The following is a 22,894-nucleotide window of genomic DNA, read 5'->3' as shown; positions in this document are numbered from 1 at the left end:
TTACCGCGAGCTAAACTCGGCCAGATGCGCGCCCGATTTCGGACGGCGCCCGAGATGGTGCGCGAGCAAATCGTCGATCGCGCGCGCCACGAGCGGACGCGCGCGCAGCCCGGCGGACGTCGCGTCCTTAGGCGCGCGGAGCGCGGCAAAGTTTTCGCGATCGGCCGCATCGGCTTCGGGAAGATCTCGCCACCGCTCGCGACACGCCGCATCGATGAATCCACCGGCTTGCGCATCGACCCACGCACGTGCGTCCCCCAGCGCCGTCGCGCAGCGCACGCAGTCGCCGGCCGGGGGAGCCAAGCCCAGCAGATCCAATAGACGTAGCGAAAAACGCGGCAACAGCGCGCGGGGTTCTTGCGACGAGGTCACGGCGCCGAGCATTCCTGAGAAAAGCGCGTACACCTCGGGCAGTTCCAAATCCGGTTCGCAAAACGCATCGATCAGCTCGGCCGCGACCGAGGCAACGGCGTATCGCTCGGGTTCGACCAGCTTCGTCCACGGCGCCGTCACGATGTCGGCCGATACGATGACGTCGAGCGAACGTCCGTGATGCATTCCAAACGCACACTCATTTCCAAACTCTAAGCGTCCCGCGAGATGGCTGCGCGGACGACGGACGCCTTTTGCAACCGCGTCGAGTTTCCCGCGCTCGAGTGTAAAGAGCGTGAAGATGCGATCGGCTTCGCCGAGCTGGCGTCCGCGAATGACGATGCCGCGCGTCTTATAGGCGCGTGCTTGCGTCGCTCGTCTCCACTTCGGACTGCGGCTTGAGCTGGGTTATGCCGTTGGTGAACACGCGCACCAAAAGGATGCGCCGTCCGCGCGTCCGGTCGACGCGCAGCCGCGTATGGTCGTCGGCGTCGATCTCTTCGCCTTCGGCCGGAAGCCGGCCGAATAAACCCACCGTGTAGCCGCCGATCGTCTCGAAGTCGTCGCTGGGAATCACCGTTCCGAGTTTGGCGTTGAGATCTTCGATGTTCGTCCCCGCCTCTACGACGGCTTCGGTCGGGGAAACCACGTGAATCGCTTCTTGCTCGTCGACGTCGTGCTCGTCGCGAATCTCGCCGACGATCTCTTCAAGCAAATCCTCCATCGTCACCAAACCGGCGGTGCCGCCGTACTCGTCGACGACGATCGCGAGCGTAAATTTATCGCGCTGCATCTCGCGCAGCAGGTCCGCCAGCCGCTTGCTTTCGGGAACGTGTACGGCCGGCCGCATCAATGCGCGCAAACTCGCTTGCGAGATCGTTCCGTTGGCCAAAGCGACGAGCAGCTCGCGGTCGTGAATCACCCCGATGATGTCGTCTTTGGATTCCTGATAGACGGGCAGTTTCGAGTAGCCTTCGGCGATCACGACTTCGAGCACGCGGCGCGGCGGATCGTCCACCGAGACGGCCACCATCTCCGGGCGCGGCGTCATGACTTCGCGCACGATCGTGTCGCCGAACTCGATGATCGAATGGATCATCTCGCGCTCGCCCTCTTCGATGACGCGCTGTTCCGCGCCGACGTTGATCAGCGTGCGGATGTCTTCTTCGGTTATGTAGATCTGCTGCCCGTGCTTGACGCCGAACGGCCGCAGCACGAGTTCGGTCAAGAACTGAAAAGTTCGCGCGATCGGCGTGAGCGCGATCGCGAAAAAGCACATCGCTTTGCCGAGCCGCAGCGCCCAGCGTTCGTTGTCGCTCGTCGCGATCGTTTTCGGAACGATTTCGCCGAACAGCAGCATGACGATCGTCATGAGGACGGTCGACCACACGGCCGGCGCGGGCAGGTTCAAGTTGATCGCGACGTAGGTCGCGAGCGAATCCGACGCCATCAACACGATCGTGTTGCCGACGAGGATCGAGGTGAGGAATCGGTTCTTATCCTCGACGACGGTGACGAGGGTGTCCGATCCGAGCACGCCGCGTTCGGCGATGGATCGGGCCCGAAGCCGTGAAATCGAGATCAGCGCCGCCTCTGAGGCCGCGAAGAACGCCGCCAGGAGCACGAGCACCACGAGGGCGACGATCTGGAAAATTAAGGCCTCGGGACTACTTCGAGACGGGTCGGTATTCAAGACGGCGCCTATTATAGCACGAAGGGCAGGCGGTCAAAGCAGCACGTGGGGGCGGACGATGACGTAGATGGCCATGGCCACAATCGTTCCCAGGGCTGCCCCCCAGAAGACCTCAAAGACACTATGAATCCGGGCCTCCACGCGGCTCTGGGCCACCAGGAAGGCGATGGCATAGGCTAGGAGCGCCGGAAGCGGCTTCTGGTAGAAGAACGCCAGCATCGTGGCGGCGGCGAAGGCGACGGCCGCATGGCCCGAGACGGCGCCCCCTTGTAAGGGCGACCCCCGGCCGACCCAGGCCTTGGCGAAGATCGTGGCGATCGAGACGACCGCCAGCACGATCAGGGCCACGTTGGCCGGTACCGACTGTACCGCCTCGAAGACCCGGGTGCCGCCACCGACGATGCCTTGATAGAAGATCAGGTAGCCGGCCAGCGCCGAGGCGATGGCCGCGATGAGTACGGCCCCGGCGGCGGCGTCCTTGGCCGTCTTCGCCAGCGGGTGGTGCGCGACGGTCAGCAGATCGACGATCGCTTCGACGGCGGTATTGATCAGTTCCAGGCTCAGCACCAGGGCGACCAAGATCAACGTCGCGACGACGTAGAACCGGTCCAGCCGCAGCACGAGCGTGGCCAGCAATACCAGCGCCGCGATGACGAAGTGCACGCGCATGTTCGGCTGCGTGCGCGTCGCGTAGAGAATCCCTTCGAACGCGTGGTAGAACGAACGGCCGAACTTGCTCTCCGAAATCGGAACGTATTGCGGGCGCTCCGGGCGTTTGGGCTCGTCGACGGGATGCTTCATCAGCGGCTACCCTCGTACGGCCACGTAAGTCCGATAGCTCGCGCCAAACGCCGTTCCGCGGTCACCATCACGCGGCGCTCTTGCACGCGCTCGTGGTCGTGCCCCATGACGTGCAGAATCCCGTGAATGAGCAGGCGGTAGAGCTCGTCTTGCAGCGATGCGTCGTAGTCGGCCGCCTGCCGACGCGCGGTTTCAATTGAAATCACGACGTCGCCGAGCAGCCGTTCTGCCGACGCGCTGCCGTTTTCCACTAGAGAAAACGACAAAACGTCGGTCGCCTTGTCTTTTCCGCGATGCTCGCGATTGAGGCAACGAATCGCCGCATCGTCAACCAGCGTGAGCGAAAGCGACGAAGACGGCTCGCCGGCGGCGACGAGCAGCTTCTTCGCCGTTGCGACGAGGGCGCGGCCGTTCACGCCGCTGCTCCGGACGTCGTTGCGATAATAGATCACGGCTTTTTGGGTGCGTACGCACGGATAATCTTCGCCACCAGCGGATGACGAACGACGTCGCCTTCATCGAACTCGACGATCGCGACGTCGCCGAGACCGTTCAAGCGGTTTGCCGCGTCCCGCAGCCCGCTGCGCTCGCCCGACGGTAAGTCGATTTGCGTCTCGTCGCCGACGACGAGCATCTTCGACGCGGAGCCCAGACGCGTGAGAAACATCTTGATCTGATCGTTGGTCGCATTCTGCGCTTCGTCGAGAATGACGAACGCGTCCGAAAGCGTCCGGCCGCGCATGTACGCCAGCGGTGCGACTTCCAAGGTCGCGCGGTCGATGTGTTTGTCGACGACCGCCGGACCGAGCAGTTCGTTGAGCGCGTCGAAGAGCGGACGCATATACGGGTCGACCTTTTCGCGTAAATCGCCGGGCAGAAATCCGAGTTTCTCCCCCGCTTCGACGGCCGGTCGCGAGAGGATCACGCGCGCGACTTCGCGATTGCGCAGCGCGCGGACGGCCATCACGATCGCGAGGTACGTCTTTCCGGTACCGGCCGGACCGATCCCGATCGTCAACGTCTTCGATTCGACGGCTTCGACGAACCGGCGCTGTCCGGGCGTTCGCGGACGCACGCTTTTGCCGCGTTGCGTCTGCGCGAGCGTTTCAGGCAGCGCACGCTCGCCCGAACCCTCACGTACGTCGTTGGAAGCCAGCGAAACGTCGTCGGGCGTCACGAACGTGCCGCCGCGGGCAGCGTCGAGCATCTTGCGCACGACGTGCTCGGCGCGTTCAACGTCGTCCGGATGCCCGCTGACGCGCAGCCAATCGCCATCGGCCTGTACGGAAACATCGAGCGCCTCCTCAATAGCCGACAGGTTGCGGTCGAATTCGCCGAACAGGCGAACGCGATCGGGAAGATCGTGCAGCTCGATAGAGCGGGTTGTTGAAGTCAATAGCCGATTATTCGTCGCGCAGCGCGAGAGGCTTTCCCAGCACTTCTGCCGCGACGATACCGCGGATCAGGGCCCCGCGGTCGGCAAAAAATCCAGTGGCGCGCGCTCGCGGCAACTCGACGTGTGATACAACCGGGCGCGGCGGCGCGATCACGATTGGCGGCGGCGGTACGCTTGCAACCGGCGGTACGCGAGCCGGCGGCGGAGCCGGCGCCGCTTGCACCATCACGGGAGGCCGCGCGGGCGCTCCGGCCGACCGATTCACTCGAGCGTTAGGCGAGGCCGGGGCAGCCCGAGCACGCCTGGCACTTCGCACGATGCTCGATATCACCGCGAAGAGCACGAAGACGATCCAAACGAGACCGCCGATGTCGCGCACGGTCGAAACCTACTTCACGGGCGGCGTGGGCGGCGCTTGCTGATCGCTTGCGGCGTCGGCGGAGCCTCCGATCGTCGAGCGCATGTCCGTGTCGGCTTGAAGGTTTTTCAATCGATAGTAATCCATCACGCCCAGATTGCCGCTGCGAAACGCTTCGGCGATCGCTTGGGGGATTTGCGCTTCGGCTTCTACGACTTTTGCGCGCATCGCCTGCGTCTGAGCTTTTTGCTCTTGTTCGGAAGCCATTGCCGCGTATTGCCGTTCCGCGGCTTTCGCCTGTGCGATCCGCCGATCGGCTTCGGCTTGACTCGTCTGCAGCTCGGCACCGATGTTCTTGCCGACGTCGACGTCGGCGATATCGATCGAGACGATCTCGAATGCGGTGCCCGCATCGAGCCCTTTTGCGAGGACGGCTTTACTGATGCGATCGGGAAACTCCAGTACTTCCTTGTGATCGATAGCCGCACCGACGGCCGAGACGACGCCTTCGCCGACGCGCGCAACGATCGTGGGTTCGCTGGCGCCGCCGACGTAACGATCGAGATTCGTACGCACCGTGATACGCGCTTTGACGTTGAGTTGAATGCCGTTTTGCGCAACGCCCTGGAAGATCGGCGTTTCGATGACTTTCGGGTTTACCGACGTCTGCACCGCTTCGAGCACGTCGCGTCCTGCGAGATCTATGGCGGCGGCACGCTGCCACTCCAGCGGAATCTGCGCGCGCTGCGCGGCGATCATGGCCAAGGTCACCTTGTCCACGTTACCGCCCGCAAGAAAGTGCGACTGCATTTGGTCGACGGTGAGATCCAATCCGGCTTTGCGCGCGCGCACGTAGTTCGAGACGATCACGCTAGGCGGAATGCCGATCAAACGCATCCGCACCAGCGAGATGATGCCCAGCGGTACGCCGGCCGCGACCGTTCTGATCCACATCCCGATCGGGAAGTAGTACAGGAACATGAAGAACGCGACGACGAGAACGAATATGACAATCGCCGCGCCCGCTCCAGCTAACGCCACCCTCTATACCTCCTCAACGAATATGCGCGCGCCCTCGACGCGCGCGACGCGAATCGGGGTTCCCTGCGCGATGAACTCGCCCTGCGTCAGCACGTCGACGCGGTGTCCTTCGATCTGCGCGATCCCGGCCGGCCGCAGGTACGAGGCCGCCACGCCGCTCTTCCCGCGCAGCGCTGAAAAGTCGGCGCTGGCGACGTAGTCGGGACCTTGCACTGCCGCCAACGCCAGCCGGTTGGCCCACGCGTTTTGCGGAACGGCGCGCACCAGCAGCGAAAAGCCGATCGCGGTGAGCACGATGGCCGTCGCGATCGTCTCGACGGCGATGACGAAAAACGGCGTCCCGAATGCGAAGAGCACCGCGCAAAAGAGTAAGACGGCGCCGATGATTCCCGGTAGGCCGTGGCCGGGCACGACGTGCAGCTCCCACAAGATGCCCAAGACGCCCAGCAGCGCCAAAACCGCGACGATGCCGTTGGAGAATCCGGCATAGATGTGCGCTCCGAAGAAGAGCGCGAACGCGCCGACGCCGATAACGCCGGCGATGCCGTGCATCGTCTGCATCTCGATGAGCAACCCCAGCATGCCGAGCGTCAGCAGAAGCCCACTAATGACCGGATCGGTTGCAAACCGCGCAAGCTCTTCCGCCCAGGTGTACCCCGCCTGCTCGCGCGGAGCGGAACCCAGACCTTGTGCCGTGAGCGCCGCATCCAGCGACGGTTCAATCCCGTCGGCGATGTGCGAACGAATCGCGTCCTGCGTGTTGAGCGTTAGAAACGCTCCCGTCGGCTTATATTCGGGAACGTCGATCGTTCGATCGACCATCGCCGCGGCAAGCTTTGGATTGCGGTGATTGCGCAGCGCCGTCGACTCGAACTCGGCTTTTAGCGCCGAAACGGTCTCGCGCGTATCGGGATGCGGCTCGGCGGATCCGATCGACGCGCCCGGCGCCATGATGATGCGGCTCGACGAAAGCGAGATGAGTGCTGCCGACGAATATGCGCGGCCGGAAACGAACGCGATGACGGGTTCGTGCGCCGAAAGCAGCGCGTCTTTGATCTGCAGTGCGGCATCGACGATACCGCCGAGACTGTTGACGTCGAGAACGACGGCGGCGGCATGTTCTTCGTTGGCTTTTTGCACCGACCGCGTGACGAGGTGGGCCATGCCTTGGTCGACGGTACCGTGAATCGGTACGACGACGACCGGAGGGGCCTCCTGAGCGAACGCGGCGACGCCCAGCCCGCACATACCGCACAGCACGAGGCCGGAGCAAACCCAGGCACGCAAGCGTCGACTCCACATACGGCTAGCTACCGTCGCGGCGCGAAAAGGTTACTGGCCGAGCTCTTCGGTGACGATTTGGCGGACCAAATTGCCGTCGGCCACGCCCTTGAGCTGGGGCATGACGACCCTCATGACGGCGCCCTGGTTGCGGTTTTCCGGCGGCAGCTCCGCCAGAACGCTTTGAACGATCTCGCGCACCTCGGCCGCCGATTTTTGCTGCGGCAAATAGGCCATGAGAATTTCACGCTCGGCGCGCTCTTTGGCCGCGAGCTCCGTCCGTCCGGCCTTCTCGAACTCGGCTTGTGAGTCGCCGCGCTGCTTGACCAAACGCCGCACAACGTCGAGCTCGTCGGCGTCGGTGAGGTCTTGACCGGCTTCGGAGCGTTTGTAGGTAAACCCGGAAAGGGCCGACCGCAGCGTATCGAGGCTCAGTTGGTCGCGCGCCTTCATCGCCTCCTTGAGATCGGAGGCGATGCGGTCTTTCAAGGATGCCATTGTGTTATTAGCTGCGGCGCTTGCGAGCGGCTGCCGACTTCTTCTTGCGGCGCACGCTCGGCTTCTCGTAATGCTCGTGCTTGCGCGCCTCGGCGAGGATCCCCGCCTTTTGGGTGGCCTTTTTGAAGCGACGCAGCGCGCTCTCGATCGATTCGCCCGGAGCAACGCGAACTTCCATTCTGTAACGACCCCCCTTTCGAGACGTGCTGACGCACGCAAAATTAGGCCCCGAGGGGCCTGAGCACCTACCCTAACATAGGGCAGCAAGTGCGTCAAATATAGAGGAGGCTACCTCCCTCGACCTCGACCCCTTCGGTGAGCCGGTGATCGGCCTGTTTCCCGGCGATCAGGTGGACCACGTGATCGTTCGCCAGCAGCACCGCGGCGTCGGAGATCAGCCGCCGATGGCATTTCCACCACGGCGTCTCGGCGCACATAACGGCCGTGCGGCGTTCGCGCGACTCGTCGACGACGCTCGAAAACGCCGCTCGAAACGCGTCACTCGCCATCCAGTCCGCGTAGCCGCGAAAGCCTTCGTTGCGCAAGCCGGTGTTGGCAGAATCGGGCAACGGACGACGCCGCCCTCCGAGATCGACGGCGTGGCGGTACGCAACACCGGCTTGCCGCAACGCGTCCGAAAGTGCGGCCGAGCCGAACTGCGGATGTCTACGGCTGCCGGGAAAACGTCGCACGTCGACGAGCGATGCGATTCCCGCATCGCACACGTAGCCGATGAACGTGTCGATATCGACGGCGCCGTGACCGATCGTAAAGAGCGGCTGCGAGGCTACCCGGGAGGCCACGTCATCGGACGGCCGGCGAGCACGTGAACGTGGAGATGATCGACGGTCTGTCCGCCGTCGCGGCCGGTGTTGATCACGAGCCTGAATCCGTCGCCGCCGCGCTCGCGCCCGAGCCGCGAAGCGACCTCGATCAGCTTCCCAACCAGCGAACCGTCGTCACGATCGGAGAGCGCTGCGATGTTCGGATGATGCCGTGACGGCAGAACGAGCAAGTGCACGGGGGCTTGTGGGTTGACGTCCTCGATGGCGAGCACATCGCCGTCGCGATAGACTTCCTTCGCCGGAATCGACCCCGACGAAATCCGGCAAAAGATACAGTCCTCGTTCATGGTTACCCCGGCGGATGGAGAAACTCGAAAGCGATGCTCGTGTCCGGACTGGGAATGTACCCAGCGATCGACGTTCGCATCGCCACCGGCACCGCCGAATGGACGATCGGAATCGACGGAACCATGTCGTGCACCATCGCGTTGGCGCGCTCGTAGATGAGCGCTCGCTGGGTGGGATCGCTGGTATTCTGACCCTGCAGCATCAGTTGATGGTACGCTTCGTCACGCCAGAAGCTGTAGTTGAGCGCGTTCGGCCGGCGCGCCGAGTCTTTGTCGAGCAGCGTGTACATGAAGTTGTCGGGATCGCCGTTATCCCCGCTCCATCCGGTCAGCACCATCGGATGCTCCCCGTTGTGGATCTTTTCCAGGAACACGCTCCAGTCGAACGATTCCAGCTTCACGTCGATGCCGACGCGGTGAAGCTCGGATGCAACTTCCCGGGCCATGCGCGCCGGATCGGGCATATACGGCCGGGCCCTGGTCGTGTAAAAGAGTTCGGTCTTGAACCCGTCGCGAAATCCGGCGCTCGCAAGCAGCGCGCGCGCGCGTTTATCGTTCTGCGCGTACGCCTTGACGCTCGAGTTCTCGCCCGCCATGCCGGGCGGAGTCCAGTTGTCCGCAACCTCTGCGCCGCGTGGGAAAAACTCTTTGACGATGCCGCGCACGTCGAGCGCGTACGCCACCGCTTCTCGGACGGCACGCTTGTCGAACGGTTTGCGGTCGATATTCATCGCGAGGTAGGCGCTATTGTTGGGCGGCTGATAGTACATCGTCACGCCCGGCGTTTCCGATAGCGCGTCCACGCTGTCGGGCGCCGGATCGACGAGCACGTCGACCGTCCCTTCCGTCATCGCGCGCACGCCGGCTGCGGGATCCCCCATGTCGCGAATCACGACCGCGGAGTACGTCGACCGCACCGGATAGGATGGATTCGCGCGCAACACGATACGGTCGCCTTTGACCCACTCGCCCAAGGTGTACGGTCCCCATCCGACCGGATGCGAAGCAAAGCCGGCGAGGTCGTCGCGAATCGCCGTCGGCGAACCGATCCCGAACGACGGCACGGCGAGATCGTGAAGAAACGGCGCGAACGGCCGCGCGAGCGTAAAGACGACGGTGTAGGTGTCCGGCGCCTGGACGTCTTGGATCAGTCCTGGGAATCCGCCGAACTCCGAAATGTAGTACGGATAGCTAAAGTTCCCGTGATACGGATTGCTGATCAGCCGCCAGCGGTCGAAGTTGAACTTCACCGCCTGGGCGTCGACGGGAGTGCCGTCGGAGAATTTCAGACCGCGCTTGATGGTGAACGTCCAACTGCGTCCGCCGCCGCCGACGCTCCACGATTGCGCGATAGCGGGTTCGATGTCGAACGTCCCCTGCTTGAACTGCACCAAACCTTCGACGATCTCGCGCGTGATGTTGAGCGAGAATCCGTCGCTGGCTTGCGCGGGGTCCAGCGACACCGCGTCTCCCGCCCGCGCGACGAGCAGCACGGGGTCGTTCACCGACGCTGCGTAGGCCGGTCGCGTGACCGGCTGCGACGTGCACCCGCTGAAAAGAAGGGCCGTTAAAACGGCCGATGCTCGGACTCGTTCGGCTCCGTTACGCACCTGCTACCCCCTGCCGTCACCGCGCCTTGATCGAAAAGGTCCAAGACTTCGTGGTGACGTTCCCGGCCCGGTCCGCGATTCGCACGGTGACGCGCACCGGTCCGTTCGGATACGAATACGACGGAAGGTATTGAATGAACTGCGCGGTGCGCACGCATTCGGAGGTAACGTCGCGCCCGTTGACCCACAGCACGGCGCTCGACGGATTGACCGGGACCGCGCCGGCCGAGAACGCGGCAAAAATGCCCGGGTGCGAGCCGTTGACGGTTGCTCCGGGGTCCGGAGCAATGGCCGAGATACCCGGCGCGGTACTGGCGGCCGAAACCGTTTGCTCAGCGGCGGCGTCGGCCGGGGCACGCCCCGGCAACTGCAAGTGGCCGATCACCGGCACGGCCGAAAAGTTCGCCCCGCGTGGAATCGTGTAGACGCCCGAATAGGTGCCGGGCTGCGTCTCTTGCATGGCGATATTCGTGACGTACGAACCGATGTCGAAGGTCGCCGAACCGCTCGGCGTACCGTGTATCGTGACGTGCACCGCGTCGCCGGCGCGCAGCGGCTGATTGGCATCGTCTTCGACGCTCGTAATGAGCTGCGGGTCGCCGCTGACGCCGGCGACTTTCCGGCTGGCCAGCACTTCGCGAACTTCGTTCGTCTCGACGTTGTATCGAACGCTCACGTCGTCGCCGGGCTTCAAGTCGCCAAAGCCGGCGGCGCGGCCGTTGAGCGCGATCTCGGTCGTGCGCCCGGCGGCAATAACCTGGCCGTCGTCGAGCACGAACTGACCGCTGCCGACCGCGACGATTTTTCCGTAGTGCGATCCGTAGGCGTCGATCACGCGCTCGACGCTGCCCCTACGGTCCATCTCGACGCGCGCGAAATCGCCCGGGCGGACGTCGCCGAGTTCGCCGGGACTCGTGACGTTGGCGCCGACGTCTTCCATTTCGATGATCGCGTTGCGCCCGATCGCAATGGTCTTTGGTCCGGTATCGTAACCCAGCGTAATCGTCGGCGGATCCGACAACACGTCGACCGCGGCGACCGTTCCAACTCGAACGTAGCCTTCGTGCGTCGCACTCAAACCGTTGGCCGTCCGTCCGACGAGCTGCGCCACGATCGTTACGGTGTTCGTCTTTCGGTCGTAGTTCGTTTGCGCGCCGAGGACGTCGCTAAAGAACCGCAGCGGCGCGTAGAGCACGTTCCTGATCTCGATGGTCGGCGCGACGTCCACGTTGCGCGAGCCGACCTGCGTCGTCACGTGCTTGTCTTGCGCGAAGAACGGCAGACCGAGCGCCGCGAGCGTGTGCCGCACGGGAACGTAGAGCACGTTGTGCTCCATCAGCGGAGGCGGATCGATCGGAAGCTTGTCGCCGTTGATGACGATCGAAATGGGCGGCGCCGCGCCGAGCAGGCCGATCAACGCCGCCATCGACAAAAGGCGTCTATACACGTTTGCGCGCAGGCTCGAGCACCTCTCGATAGACGTCGGCAGTCGCCCGCGCGCATCGATCCCACGTAAGCGTCCGGGCGATTCGCCGCCCTAAGTTGACGAACCGGTCGCGGAGCCCTGCGTCGGCGAGCACGTCGTGCAGAATCGCCGACAACTCGCCCGAGTCCCGCGCAGCAAAGGTCAGCGCGGCCGGCTCCAGGATTCGCGGAACCGCGTCCTCGCACGCGACGACGGGACAGCCGGCCGCCATTGCCTCGAGCATCGGCAGCCCAAATCCCTCCCGCAGCGCCGGCTGCACGAGCGCCCGTGCGCCGGCGTAATACGAGGCGAGCCGATCGTCGGGAAGGTCGCCCAGCGCCACGATCGCGCGCTTGCCCGTCGCGCGCCGCTGCAGCTCGCCGTTGAAATCGTCCGGACCGGTCACGTAGAGATCGACCGCGTTCTCTTCGGGCAGTTTTGACCACGCGTCGAAAAGCGTCGCCAGATTTTTATGGAGCCGATGGTTTCCGACGTAGAGCACGTAGGGACGCTCGGCCGTGAAGGGTTCGGCCGGCGCCAAAAACCGGTCGTCGACGCCGAGCGCGACCACGCGAATCTTCTTCCGCTCGACGCCCAGCAGTTCGTGCAAATCGTCAACGGTTCGCTCGTCGTCGGTGATAACGGCCTTCGCTCGCGCGCAGGCGAGTCGAACGACGGTTTGATAGTATGGCCGAACCTTCGCCTTGAAATACTGCGGAAAGCGCAAGTGGATGAGGTCGTGCACCGTAACGATCGACGGCGCAGCCACAAGCAGGGGCACGTAGATCGAAAGAAAGTGCACCAGGTCGACGCGCGACCGCCGCATCGCCCACGGCAAGCGGATCTGCTCTTCCAATCCGAAGTTGCGCCCGCTGGAATACGTGCGATAGGAAAACTCCGGCGCCACGTTCGGAAGGCGCGCGACGAGCTCGCGGACGTAGGTTTGCATTCCCACCGACATTTGAGCGGTCAGCCGCGCATCGAGTCCCACCGTTCCCCGCGTCAACGGAGCAGCGCTTTCCAAGCCACCGCTATGGGATACGTCGCGGAGCCGCACGCCACGTAAATCCCGCCTAGACCGTCGAGCAACGCTCCCTTGGCCAACAAGAAATACGGAAACCTCACGGCTGCGCGCAGGCACGCGGCCAGCAGGGCTCCCACCGACGCTCGGGATCCTTCCGCTTCAATAGCCGTATACTGCGCGAACTTTTTGCGATACGCCGAGGCGTCCGGATAGGAGTAGTGCAGCAGCGATCCGGTCAATTCGGCCACGCTGCCGTCGCCGACCCAACGTTCGTGGAGCGCCGCGTCCGCGTCGGTTGCCGGCGCGGATTCGAGATGCGCGCGATCCCGCTTGAACAGCCGCAGCAGCGGTTCGTCGCGCCACAACCGCATCGGCCGGCCGCAGAAGTACGTCGTCCGGCGCACGCGGTAGCCGTCGATCGCCGGATCCGCACGCTCGATCGCGTCGCGCAGCACGTCGTCGAGGGCTTCGTCGGCATCGAGCATCAGCACCCAAGGGGTCCGCACGTGCCCCAGCGCAAAACGCCGCGCGTCCAGAAAGTCCGTCCATTCACGCTGCACCACTTCGGCGCCGGCACCCCGGGCAAACTGTATCGTGTGATCGGTCGAACACGCATCGAGCACGAACATGTGCATACCTTTCGGCAAGCTCGTTAGTGCTCTTGGTAAGTTACGCTCCTCATCCCGCGTGAGTATGACGGCAGTAACGTCAGCGGGATTCACGGTTGCGACGAGGACTTAGCGCGTGACTGAACGTTCGATCGAGCCGTGCTTGAGACCAGCGCTATCTGAATGCACGAGCGCCGCACCAATAAAATCGCGGTACAGCGGTGAGGGGCGGTTCGGGCGAGATTTGAATTCGGGATGCGCTTGCGTGCCGACGAACCAGGGGTGCATCTCCGGCGGAAGCTCGATGAGCTCGACCAGCGTCGTTTTGCCGATCGTGTGGTGTCCGCTAAAGCGCATGCCGTGCTCTTCAAAAATCGGACGATAGCGGTTGTTAAACTCATAGCGATGGCGATGACGCTCGCTGATCTCCACCTCGCCGTACGCCCGAGCGGCGTGCGTTCCGGCGTCGAGCGTGCACGTGTACGCTCCTAAGCGCATCGTGCCGCCCAGAATTTCGAGATTGCGCTGGTCGGGCATGAAATCGATCACCGGATCCGGCGTCGATTCGTCGACTTCGCTCGACATGGCGTCGGACAGCCCGCACACGTTACGCGCAAACTCCACGCAGGCGAGCTGCATGCCGAAGCATATCCCCAAATACGGTATTTTACGCTCGCGTGCGCACTGTATCGCGCGAAGCTTGCCCTTAACGCCGCGCGCCCCGAAGCCGGGGGCGACCAGTATCCCGTGCGCGCCTTCGAGCAGTTCGATACCGCTCTCTTCGATCGTCTCGGAATCGATGCGGCGAATTTCGACGGCCGCGTCGTGGAAGTTTCCGGAGTGATTGAGGGCTTCGATGATCGAGATGTACGCGTCTTTGAGCTCGACGTATTTGCCGACGAGGGCGATCGTGACGTGGCGCTGCGGTTGGAGCATCCGCGCGGCAAAATCTTCCCAATCCGCGAGTTTGGGCACCTGCGTGGGCAGGTTCAATTTCCTCACCGCCGCTTGGGCCAGACCTTCGGCCTCCAGGTTGAGCGGGACTTGATAGATCGTTTTCGCGTCGCTGTTTTGCACGACGGCGCTGGGCGGAACGTCGCAAAACAGCGCGATCTTTTCCTTGAGCTCCACCGACATCGGCGTCGACGATTGCGTGCGGCAGACGATGGCGTCCGGCGAGATACCGATGCCGCGCAGTTCGCGCACGGAGTGCTGCGTCGGCTTGGTTTTGAGCTCGTCCGCGGCGCCGAGGTGGGGCATCAACGTAAGGTGGACGTACATCACGTTCTCTTCGCCCACGTCGTAACGCATCTGGCGGATCGCCTCCAAGAACGGCAGCGACTCGATGTCGCCGACGGTGCCGCCGACTTCGACGATGCAAACGTCGGCATGGCTGGATTCCGCGACGCGCTTGATATGCGCCTTGATCTCGTTGGTGATGTGCGGAATGACTTGAACCGTCGCCCCTAAGTAATCGCCGCGGCGTTCCTTTTCGATGACGGAGTTGTAGATTTGACCCGTCGTGACGTTATTCGCCCGCTGCAAATTCTCGTCGATGAACCGCTCGTAGTGCCCCAGATCGAGATCGGTCTCGGCGCCGTCTTCGGTGACGAAGACCTCGCCGTGCTGGTACGGGTTCATCGTGCCCGCGTCCACGTTGATATACGGGTCGAGCTTTTGGATCGACACGCTGACGCCGCGGGATTTGAGGAGTCGTCCGAGGGAGGCCGCCGTAATGCCCTTGCCGAGCGAACTCACGACGCCGCCGGTGAAGAAGATATACTTCGCCATCTCGGGTTGTTGCGTTTCGGCGCGAAGCGGCAACGGGCCTTTGGCTCCTAGCTTGGCGACGTGAGCTTTACGTAACGAGCGAGGCCCGCGTAGTCCTCGCGGATCTCGAAATCGACGCGGGGGAACGCCTGGCCGGCCAGGAGCGCCAGCCCCTCGATGGTTGGGGGGGCCGCCTCCATGAGCAACAAGCCGCCCGGTTTGAGCAGCGCCGGCGCCGACCCGAGAAACTTCCGGTACGCGTCGAGGCCGTCCGGTCCGCCGTCGAGCGCTTCGCGCGGCTCGTAGCCGGCGGGGTCGGGCGGTCGCGGCACGTCGTCGCTGGGAATGTACGGCAGGTTCGCGACGACGACGTCGAAACTGCGGTCGCCGATCGGCATCGCCAAGCTTCCATAATGAAAGCGGCATCGCGAGATCACGTTGAGCCGCCGGGCGTTGTGTTGCGCGACCTTCAGCGCCGCCGGCGAAGTATCGGTGCCCTCGACGAAGACGTTGGCGTTTTCGGCGGCCAGGGTGCACGCAATCGCGCCGGAACCGACGCCGACGTCGAGCGCCGTCACGAACTGTTTGGGGAAATCCGGGTTCACGCGCATTTTGACGAACGCAAGTGCTTCGTCCACCAAATGTTCGGTTTCCGGGCGCGGTACGAGGACGTGCTCGTTGACGGCAAACTCGCGTCCGTAGAAGCCGGCAAACCCCAAGATGTACGCCAACGGCGTGCCCAGCGCCCGGACGTCGCACAGGGATGTGAACTTTTCGGCCTGCGGCCTGGAAAGAAACGTTTCGCCGTGAGCGGTCACCCACGCGCGCTCGCGGCCGAGCACGTGCGCCAGCAGCAGTACCGCGTCGGCGCGGGGCGAGTCGCCGTTTTTGGCCAACGCCACGATGCCGCGCGCGAGCGTCTGCGCTACCGTCTGAGGCCGGTAGGCCTTGGCGTTCATCACGGCGGCTTCTATACCGCGGATGCTTCTCCCGCGAGCAAGCGCGCACGCTCGTCGGCGAGCAGTTCGTCGACGATGTGTCCGAGATCGCCGTCCATGATCGCGCGAATGTTACCGAAGTTACGATTGATGCGGTGATCGGTTACCCGGTCTTGCGGAAAGTTGTACGTGCGGATCTTCTCGGAGCGGTCGCCGGTGCCGACTTGCGAACGGCGCATCGATCCGACCGCCTCTTCCTGTTCGCGCAGCTTGCGATCGTAGAGCGTGGCACGCAGCATCTGCATCGCTTTCTCGCGGTTTTGCATCTGGGAACGTTCTTGCTGCGAAGCGACGACGACGCCGCTGGGGACGTGCGTGATGCGGATCGCCGACTCGGTCTTGTTGACGTACTGACCGCCGGCGCCGGAGGCCTTATAGGTGTCGATCTGGAGATCCGAAGCCCTGATCTCGATCTCGATGTCTTCGTCGACCTGCGGGAGCACGGCCACCGTCGCGGTGCTGGTGTGAATGCGCCCCTGCGCTTCGGTTTCGGGTACGCGCTGAACGCGATGCACGCCCGACTCGTGTTTGAAGTAACGGTAGGGCTCGGCGTCGCCGGTGCCGTTGACCGCAAAGACGATTTCCTTATATCCGCCGGCGTCGCTGGGGCTTTCCGAAACGAGTTCGACGCGCATGCCCAGGCGTTCGGCGAAACGCATGTACGCGCGCGCGAGATCGCCGGCAAAGATCGCCGCTTCGTCGCCGCCCGCGCCGCCGCGGATTTCGACGAAGACGTCCTTGTCGTCGTTGGGGTCGCGCGGGATCATCAGTTGCTGCAGCTCGTCCTCGAGCGACGCGAGTCGCTCGCGTAGACTCTGCGTTTCTTCTTCCGCAAGCTCGCGCATTTCGCCGTCGCTCTCGCGGGCAAGGCGCGCGCTGGCGTCCATCTCGTCGCGCGTCTTGGTCAGCCGTCGGTACTTTTCTACCGGCGCTTCCAGCTGCGCTCGCTCTTTCACCAGCGCCGTAAACTTCGTTTGATCGAAGCCGCCGGCCGGATGTGCCAGCCCCGCCTCGATTTCGTCGAAGCGGCGGCCCATCGCGTCGAGCCGTTCCCGTAATGCGTCGTTCATGGCGTAACCAAATCAAAAGCGAGCCGCATCAACGGCTCGCTTCCGGAAAACAGTGCGTAGCTAAAGGGATGCGGCGGCTTTTTTGGCGTCGCGATCCGCTTTGCGGACGGCGGCCTCTTCCTGCTTCTTCTTCGCGGCGGCCGAACGCTGATTGAACTTGTCGACGCGGCCAGCGGTATCGATGAGCTTCTGTTGCCCGGTGAAGAGCGGGTGGCACGCGGCACAAATTTCGACCGAGATTTCCGGCAGCGTCGAACCGGTGGTAAAGGTACTGCCGCACGCGCAGTGGACGCGCGCTTGCGAGTGCCATTTGGGATGGATCTTGTCTTTCACAGCCTTAGCATTATACCAGGGCCCGCAACCCCTCGACTTCGGCACTACGTGCCTTCGGGACGACGCTCCCTTCGGGAGCTCGCCGGTACGGAGCGGTCGCTTCGCAGGAGCCGCTACGACGCCGCCTAAGAGCGCCCGCGTGAAACCCTTTGCGTCCACCCTCCTCGCGTCGGCAGCAGCCGTCGCGCTCCTCGGCTACGGCTCGGTGGCCTCGAGCTCGCCCGTCGTTGCCGCGACGCCGCCTCCGACCCCGCCGCCCGTTTCGGCCCCCGGACCTCTGGCCAGCCCGACCTCACTGGCTCCGCCCAACGGCCCGCAGATTCCCCTCACCTCACCGTCGCCGGGCGCAACTCCCACGCCGCCCGCCGTTGTGCGCAAAGGGCTCGAAGGCGTCTGGGAGGTCGCGATCCAGCATCCGGACACCACCGACTACACGCATTTCCGGCTGGCACCGCAAAGCGGCAGCACCTTAACGGGCACCTACCTCGACACGAAGGGTAAGCGATACCCGCTTGCCGGCTCGGTCGACGGACAGGCAATCCGCCTGATCGTGACTATGTCCGACGGAACGACGCTTCTGATGGAAGGCCGGCTCGACGGCACGACGGACATCATCGGCATGCTGACCACCCCAAAAGAGCAGATCCCGTTCACGGCAGCCTATCGGCCAAAAGAAAAGTGGATCGAGAACGTCAATCCGGCGCCGGGCGGTTTCGGGATGCCCAACGCCGGCGGAGGTCCCTCGGGCGGCGGCGGCTACCCGCCGCCGCGCTAGGCCTTCGCTTCGGCTAAGCGTTTCTCGACGTACGGAACCAAACCGCCGGCATCGATGAGCGACTGCATGAACGGCGGAAACTGGGCCGCCTGATACGTTTCGCCCTTCGTGTGGTTGACGATCGCCCCGGTCGCCGGCTGCACCTCGATATCGTCACCGCTGGCGATACCGTTGACGGCAGCTTCCGATTCGAAGATCGGTAAACCGATATTGAGCGCGTTGCGGTAAAAAATCCGCGCGAAGCTCTTGGCGATCACCGCCGACGTCCCCGAGCCTTTGATCGCGATCGGCGCGACTTCGCGACTCGATCCGCAGCCGAAGTTGGTATCGGCAACGATGATGTCGCCGGCCTTCATCTTCGACGTGTATTCGGCATCGAGCCCCTCGAGCGCGTGCTTGCCGAGCTCCACGGGATCGATGATGTTGCAATATTTTCCCGGGATGATCACGTCGGTATCGACGTTCTTTCCGTATTTGTGCGCCTTGCCGCGCATCGAATCTTCCACTCTATACTCCTGCCAGCTCTAAAACGCGCGGATCGCTGATCTTTCCGGTTAACGCCGACGCCGCGCACGTTGCGGGTGACGCTAAGAACACTTCGGCTTTGGGCGAGCCCATCCGGCCCACGTAGTTGCGATTGGTCGTCGAAACGGCGCGCTCGCCGTCGCCCAGCGTTCCCATGTGGCCGCCGAAGCAGGCGCCGCAACCAGGCGTATTGACCACGCAGCCCGCGGCGGCAAGCGTCGTGAGCACGCCTTCCTGTGCGGCCTGCATCCAGACTTTTTGCGAACCCGGATTGACGATCACGCGCAAGCTCGACGCGATTTTCTTGCCCTCGAGAATCTTTGCGACGATGCGAAGATCTTCGATGTAGCCGTTGGTGCACGAACCGATGAAGACTTGGTCGACGTTCACGTTGTCGGCCGCGACTTCCGAAATCGGATGCACGTTGTCGGGCGTGTGGGGACAGGCCACCTGCGGCTCGAGCTCGTCGACGTCGATCGTTACGACGCGCTCGTAAACTGCGTCGGCATCCGACCGCTCGACCACGAACTCCCGGCTCGTGCGCTCCTTGACGTAGGCAATCGTCTTGGCATCGGCGTGGAAGATTCCGTTCTTCGCGCCGGCTTCGATCGCCATATTTGCCATCGTGATGCGTCCGGTGATCGACAGTTCGTCGACGGTCGACCCGTGGTACTCGATCGCTCGATACGTCGCGCCGTCGATGCCGAGCTCGCCCACGGTGCGCAGCATCAGGTCCTTGGCGTAGACCATGCGCCCGAGCTTCCCGTTATACACCAGCTTGATCGAGCCGGGAACCTTGAGCCAGACTTCGCCCAACACGAACGCCGCCGCGATGTCGGTCGAGCCCATGCCCGTCGCGAACGCGCCGAAGGCGCCGTACGTGCACGTATGCGAGTCGCCGCCGACGATCAGCTCGCCGGGCGCGACCAGACCTTCTTCGGGTAACACGACGTGCTCGATGCCGCCGCGTCCGACGTCGAAGAAGTGCTCGATCTTCTGCTCGATCGCAAAATCTTTCATGAGCTTCGCGAGCTTGGCGGACTGCGCGTCCTTGGCGGGAACGAAGTGATCTTCGACCAGCGCAATACGGCTGGGATCGAAGACGCGTTGAGCGCCCTTGATGCCGCGCATCACGCCGATCGCTACCGCCGCGGACAGCTCGTTGGCCAGAACGAGATCGACCTTGGCGTTGATGATCTGCCCCGGTTCGACGCGGTCCAGGCCGGCGTGCCGAGCGAGAATCTTTTCGGTAAGTGTCATGCCCATGATCTCTTCATTATAGGGCGAAGCAGTCGGGTCATGCACCTCGACCGGCAATTCGGCTTCGCCACCCGCGCGATCCATGCAGGAACGCCTCCCGATCCGGCAACCGGCTCGCGCGCGGCACCGATCTACCAAACGGCTGCGTACGTCTTCGGTTCAACCGAGCAGGCGGCGGAGCTCTTCGCCCTGCGCAGTTACGGCCATATCTATAGCCGCATCAGCAATCCCACCGTTGCGGCGTTCGAAGAACGCGTGGCCAGCCTTGAAGGCGGCCTCGGTGCGATCGCCTTCTCCAGCGGAATCGCGGCGCAGTTGTGCGCGGTGCTCGCGGTCGCGCAAAACGGCGATCACATCGTTTGTTCGCAGAACGTCTACGGCGGAACGGTGACGCAGTTTACCGTTACCCTCAAACGCATGGGCATCTCTACGACGTTCGTTCCCGGAACCGATCTCGAAGCGGTTCGCGCGGCGATCGCGCCAAACACGAGACTGCTCTTTGCCGAAACCGTCGCCAACCCGTCGGGTGAAGTCGCCGATATCCAAGCGCTGGCAGGGATCGCGCACGAAGCCGGCGTTCCGCTTTGCATCGACAACACGTTTGCGACGCCCTACCTTTGCCGGCCGATCGAGCGCGGCGCCGACCTCGTCCTTCACTCCGCGACGAAGTTCATCGGCGGTCACGGCGCGGTCATCGGCGGCGTGCTCGTGGAGTCGGGACGCTTTCCCTGGGATAATGGCCGCTTTCCGCTGTTGTCGCAGCCGAGTCCGGCCTATCATCAGAAAACGTTCACCGAAACGTTCGGTGAATACGCGTTTCTCATGCGCGCGCGAGCCGAAGTACTGCGCGACGTCGGCGCGCAGCTCGGGCCGATGGACGCGTGGCTGCTGCTGCTCGGCCTCGAAACGCTGGCCGTTCGGATGGATCGTCACGTCGACAACGCGCGGGCAATCGTCGCGTTTCTCAAACAGCGCTCCGAAGTCGCGTGGGTCAACGAGCCGCGGCTCGGATCGATCTTCACGTTCGGCTTGCGCGGAGGCCGCGAAGCGGCGCGCCGGTTCATCGACGCACTGGAGCTGTGGAGCCACCTCGCCAACGTCGGCGACGCGAAGAGCCTGGTCATCGCGCCCGCATCGACGACGCATTCGCAGCTCTCCGACGACGAGCTGCGCAAAGCCGGCGTTCCGCCCGAATCGATTCGCCTTTCGGTCGGCTTGGAAGATCCGGCGGACTTGACTTGGGATTTGGATCGCGCGTTGAGAGCGTCGGCCGTCCCCGAGGGCGTCGTATGATTCTGCGCACCCCCGCCGAGCGGCGCGCCCTGCTCGATCGCGTCAAAACCGTCGCAGTGGTCGGCGCCTCGGCCAATCCGCTGCGCCCGAGTTACACGGTCTTCTCCTATCTGCGCACGCGTACGGCGTATCGCGTCGTACCGATCAATCCCACCATCGACGCAATCGACGGCATCAAAGCGTATCCGTCGGTGGCCGCCTATGCCGCCGAAAACGGGCCGCCCGACGTCGTCGACGTCTTTCGCAAACCTAGCGAGCTCGTTGCCGTCGTCGACGACGCGATCTCCGCCGGTGCGCGCGCGATCTGGTTTCAGTACGGCGTCGTCAACGAAGACGCTATCGCGAAGGCCGATGCCGCCGGACTCACCGTGGTCGTCGATCGCTGCATGAAGGTCGAGCACGCGCGCTTTCACGGCGGTCTCTCCGCAACCGGACTCAATAGCGGCGTCATCTCTTCACGGTTGCTGCCCAACTCGCGCTCGTGACCTACGCGGCGGAGTCGTCCGCGCTCGACGCCGAGATCTTCGCCGTCATCGACGGCTGGCACGCGCACGAGCGAGATCTCCCCGAAGCCCAATTCGACGATCTCGCGTCGCGCCTACTCGAGTATCAACTTCGCTACAACGCTCCGTACGCCCGGTATTGCGCGAGCGCCGGCATTTCGCGCAGCAGTCTGCCCGCGCGCTGGGAGGCCATTCCGGCGGTACCAGCCGCGGCGTACAAAGAGGCGGCGCTCGCGACGTTCGATCCGGCGAGTGCCGCGCTCGCCTTCGAAACCAGCGGAACGACGACCGGCACCGGCGGGCGTCACTTCATGGAAACGCGCGCCCTCTACGACGCGGCACTGCTCGCCGGTTTCGACCGCTTCGTGCTCGGCGACGGCGCCCGGCTTCGCTACTTCAACGTCGTCCCGAATCCCGCGGATCGCCCGCACTCGTCGCTTGGATACATGATGCAGCAAGTCAGCCTGCACTTCGGCGACGGCCAGACCGGCTGGTACGTTCGCGGCGACGAGCTGTTCGTCGACGCATTTATCGCCGACGCGCGCGCGGCAGCCGGCGACAACGCCGCCGTATGCGTCGGGACGACGGCATTTGGTTTGCTGCATATCCTCGACGAACTCGAACGCCGCGGAATCGATCTTCCGCTGCCGCCGGCGAGCCGGATCATGGAAACCGGCGGCTTCAAAGGCCGCACGCGCGCGGTCGCGCGCGAAGAGCTCTATGCGCGTGCGTCGCGCGCCTTCGACCTTCCCGTCACCGCGATCGTCGCCGAGTACGGAATGACGGAGTTGACGACACAGTACTACGATGCGCCGCTGTCGCGCGGTGCGCCGGAGGGCCGGCGAAAAATCGCGCCGCCGTGGCTGCGTACGCGCGTCGCCGGCGCCGACGGGAAAACGCTGCCCGACGGGACGGTCGGCGCGCTCGTGCACGTGGATCTTGGAAACCGGTCGTCGTGCATTGCCGTCGCGACCGAAGATCTGGGCGTGCGTTTTACGGATGGACTGGTGGTCATCGGACGCGACGCCGGCGCGTCGCTGCGCGGCTGTTCGCTCGACGCCGAGACGCTGCTTCCGCGTTAGTTCCGG

The 22,894-nt window shown here is 63.9% G+C and carries 26 protein-coding genes; 5 read left to right on the top strand and 21 right to left on the bottom strand.

The annotated features are described in order from the left end of the window. Genes recO through VGG89_02990 form a run of 5 tightly spaced genes read right to left on the bottom strand, consistent with a single transcriptional unit; the run spans position 1 to position 4,262 of the window. Complete coding sequence (recO, locus tag VGG89_03010; GenBank protein ID HEY1975501.1) at positions 1 to 714, bottom strand: DNA repair protein RecO; 714 nt, start codon at positions 712 to 714, stop codon at positions 1 to 3. 10 nt (positions 715 to 724) lie between these two features. Beyond that, entirely contained in the window at positions 725 to 2,065 is a 1,341-nt protein-coding gene (locus VGG89_03005) for a hemolysin family protein (protein HEY1975500.1), read from the bottom strand. A 33-nt stretch (positions 2,066 to 2,098) separates the two neighbouring features. Next, a complete protein-coding gene (locus VGG89_03000; GenBank protein HEY1975499.1) occupies positions 2,099 to 2,866 on the bottom strand; it encodes a diacylglycerol kinase in 768 nt (255 codons plus the stop codon). Further along, entirely contained in the window at positions 2,866 to 3,282 is a 417-nt protein-coding gene (gene ybeY / locus VGG89_02995; GenBank protein HEY1975498.1) for an rRNA maturation RNase YbeY, read from the bottom strand. The genes VGG89_03000 and ybeY overlap by 1 nt, the downstream gene beginning before the upstream one ends. Before the next feature lie 32 nt (positions 3,283 to 3,314). Then, on the bottom strand, positions 3,315 to 4,262 hold the full coding sequence (locus tag VGG89_02990) for a PhoH family protein (GenBank protein HEY1975497.1): 948 nt from the start codon (positions 4,260 to 4,262) through the stop codon (positions 3,315 to 3,317). 95 nt (positions 4,263 to 4,357) lie between these two features. Here VGG89_02990 and VGG89_02985 point away from each other — a divergent pair, with 95 nt between their 5' ends. Further along, positions 4,358 to 4,684, top strand: coding sequence for a hypothetical protein (locus VGG89_02985; protein HEY1975496.1), 327 nt, complete (start codon positions 4,358 to 4,360; stop codon positions 4,682 to 4,684). Here VGG89_02985 and floA read toward each other — a convergent pair. From floA to rpmE, 14 genes are all read right to left on the bottom strand, one after another. Continuing rightward, positions 4,651 to 5,661: a flotillin-like protein FloA gene (floA, locus tag VGG89_02980; protein ID HEY1975495.1), complete on the bottom strand. Its 1,011-nt coding sequence runs from the start codon at positions 5,659 to 5,661 to the stop codon at positions 4,651 to 4,653. The genes VGG89_02985 and floA overlap by 34 nt on opposite strands. Before the next feature lie 3 nt (positions 5,662 to 5,664). Then, a complete protein-coding gene (locus VGG89_02975; GenBank protein HEY1975494.1) occupies positions 5,665 to 6,948 on the bottom strand; it encodes an NfeD family protein in 1,284 nt (427 codons plus the stop codon). 45 nt (positions 6,949 to 6,993) lie between these two features. Then, a complete protein-coding gene (locus tag VGG89_02970; GenBank protein HEY1975493.1) occupies positions 6,994 to 7,440 on the bottom strand; it encodes a GatB/YqeY domain-containing protein in 447 nt (148 codons plus the stop codon). A 7-nt stretch (positions 7,441 to 7,447) separates the two neighbouring features. Further along, positions 7,448 to 7,618 (bottom strand): 30S ribosomal protein S21, encoded by a 171-nt coding sequence (rpsU, locus tag VGG89_02965; GenBank protein HEY1975492.1) that lies wholly within the window; start codon positions 7,616 to 7,618, stop codon positions 7,448 to 7,450. Positions 7,619 to 7,712: 94 nt separating this feature from the next. Next, positions 7,713 to 8,243 carry a DUF488 domain-containing protein gene (locus VGG89_02960; protein HEY1975491.1) on the bottom strand — a complete coding sequence of 177 codons (531 nt, stop codon included), beginning with the start codon at positions 8,241 to 8,243 and terminating at the stop codon, positions 7,713 to 7,715. Continuing rightward, positions 8,228 to 8,572: a histidine triad nucleotide-binding protein gene (locus VGG89_02955; GenBank protein HEY1975490.1), complete on the bottom strand. Its 345-nt coding sequence runs from the start codon at positions 8,570 to 8,572 to the stop codon at positions 8,228 to 8,230. Before VGG89_02955 ends, VGG89_02960 begins: the two co-directional genes overlap by 16 nt. 2 nt (positions 8,573 to 8,574) lie before the next feature. Continuing rightward, positions 8,575 to 10,077: an ABC transporter substrate-binding protein gene (locus VGG89_02950; GenBank protein HEY1975489.1), complete on the bottom strand. Its 1,503-nt coding sequence runs from the start codon at positions 10,075 to 10,077 to the stop codon at positions 8,575 to 8,577. Positions 10,078 to 10,198: 121 nt separating this feature from the next. Continuing rightward, a complete protein-coding gene (locus VGG89_02945; protein ID HEY1975488.1) occupies positions 10,199 to 11,629 on the bottom strand; it encodes a stalk domain-containing protein in 1,431 nt (476 codons plus the stop codon). Further along, a complete protein-coding gene (locus VGG89_02940; protein HEY1975487.1) occupies positions 11,622 to 12,653 on the bottom strand; it encodes a glycosyltransferase family 1 protein in 1,032 nt (343 codons plus the stop codon). Before VGG89_02940 ends, VGG89_02945 begins: the two co-directional genes overlap by 8 nt. Further along, positions 12,650 to 13,393, bottom strand: coding sequence for a glycosyltransferase family 2 protein (locus VGG89_02935; protein ID HEY1975486.1), 744 nt, complete (start codon positions 13,391 to 13,393; stop codon positions 12,650 to 12,652). Before VGG89_02935 ends, VGG89_02940 begins: the two co-directional genes overlap by 4 nt. Positions 13,394 to 13,408: 15 nt before the next feature. Then, positions 13,409 to 15,103: a CTP synthase gene (locus VGG89_02930; GenBank protein HEY1975485.1), complete on the bottom strand. Its 1,695-nt coding sequence runs from the start codon at positions 15,101 to 15,103 to the stop codon at positions 13,409 to 13,411. Between the two features lie 14 nt (positions 15,104 to 15,117). After that, on the bottom strand, positions 15,118 to 16,008 hold the full coding sequence (gene prmC / locus VGG89_02925) for a peptide chain release factor N(5)-glutamine methyltransferase (protein HEY1975484.1): 891 nt from the start codon (positions 16,006 to 16,008) through the stop codon (positions 15,118 to 15,120). Positions 16,009 to 16,019: 11 nt separating this feature from the next. Continuing rightward, positions 16,020 to 17,117: a peptide chain release factor 1 gene (gene prfA, locus VGG89_02920; GenBank protein HEY1975483.1), complete on the bottom strand. Its 1,098-nt coding sequence runs from the start codon at positions 17,115 to 17,117 to the stop codon at positions 16,020 to 16,022. Positions 17,118 to 17,177: 60 nt separating this feature from the next. Beyond that, entirely contained in the window at positions 17,178 to 17,450 is a 273-nt protein-coding gene (rpmE, locus tag VGG89_02915) for a 50S ribosomal protein L31 (GenBank protein ID HEY1975482.1), read from the bottom strand. 139 nt (positions 17,451 to 17,589) lie between these two features. Between rpmE and VGG89_02910 the strand changes: the two genes are divergently transcribed. After that, the gene (locus VGG89_02910; protein ID HEY1975481.1) at positions 17,590 to 18,225 is read left to right on the top strand and encodes a hypothetical protein; all 636 of its coding nucleotides are present in this window, start codon (positions 17,590 to 17,592) and stop codon (positions 18,223 to 18,225) included. Here VGG89_02910 and VGG89_02905 read toward each other — a convergent pair. Both VGG89_02905 and VGG89_02900 read right to left on the bottom strand, forming a co-directional pair. Continuing rightward, complete coding sequence (locus tag VGG89_02905) at positions 18,222 to 18,731, bottom strand: 3-isopropylmalate dehydratase small subunit (protein ID HEY1975480.1); 510 nt, start codon at positions 18,729 to 18,731, stop codon at positions 18,222 to 18,224. The genes VGG89_02910 and VGG89_02905 overlap by 4 nt on opposite strands. Before the next feature lies 1 nt (position 18,732). Continuing rightward, positions 18,733 to 20,010, bottom strand: coding sequence for a 3-isopropylmalate dehydratase large subunit (locus VGG89_02900; GenBank protein ID HEY1975479.1), 1,278 nt, complete (start codon positions 20,008 to 20,010; stop codon positions 18,733 to 18,735). 39 nt (positions 20,011 to 20,049) lie between these two features. Between VGG89_02900 and VGG89_02895 the strand changes: the two genes are divergently transcribed. From VGG89_02895 to VGG89_02885, 3 genes are read left to right on the top strand one after another with little or no spacing between them, the layout of a single operon-like run. Further along, the gene (locus VGG89_02895) at positions 20,050 to 21,303 is read left to right on the top strand and encodes an O-acetylhomoserine aminocarboxypropyltransferase/cysteine synthase family protein (protein ID HEY1975478.1); all 1,254 of its coding nucleotides are present in this window, start codon (positions 20,050 to 20,052) and stop codon (positions 21,301 to 21,303) included. Next, positions 21,300 to 21,788, top strand: coding sequence for a CoA-binding protein (locus VGG89_02890; GenBank protein HEY1975477.1), 489 nt, complete (start codon positions 21,300 to 21,302; stop codon positions 21,786 to 21,788). Before VGG89_02895 ends, VGG89_02890 begins: the two co-directional genes overlap by 4 nt. After that, positions 21,785 to 22,888, top strand: coding sequence for a hypothetical protein (locus tag VGG89_02885; protein HEY1975476.1), 1,104 nt, complete (start codon positions 21,785 to 21,787; stop codon positions 22,886 to 22,888). The genes VGG89_02890 and VGG89_02885 overlap by 4 nt, the downstream gene beginning before the upstream one ends. The last annotated feature ends 6 nt before the right edge of the window (positions 22,889 to 22,894 follow it).

Source organism: Candidatus Baltobacteraceae bacterium (genome assembly GCA_036488875.1).
Lineage (GTDB): Bacteria > Vulcanimicrobiota > Vulcanimicrobiia > Vulcanimicrobiales > Vulcanimicrobiaceae > JAFAHZ01.
The sequence above is the reverse complement of the archived record's forward strand: the minus strand, read 5'-3'. Positions and strand labels throughout refer to the sequence as shown.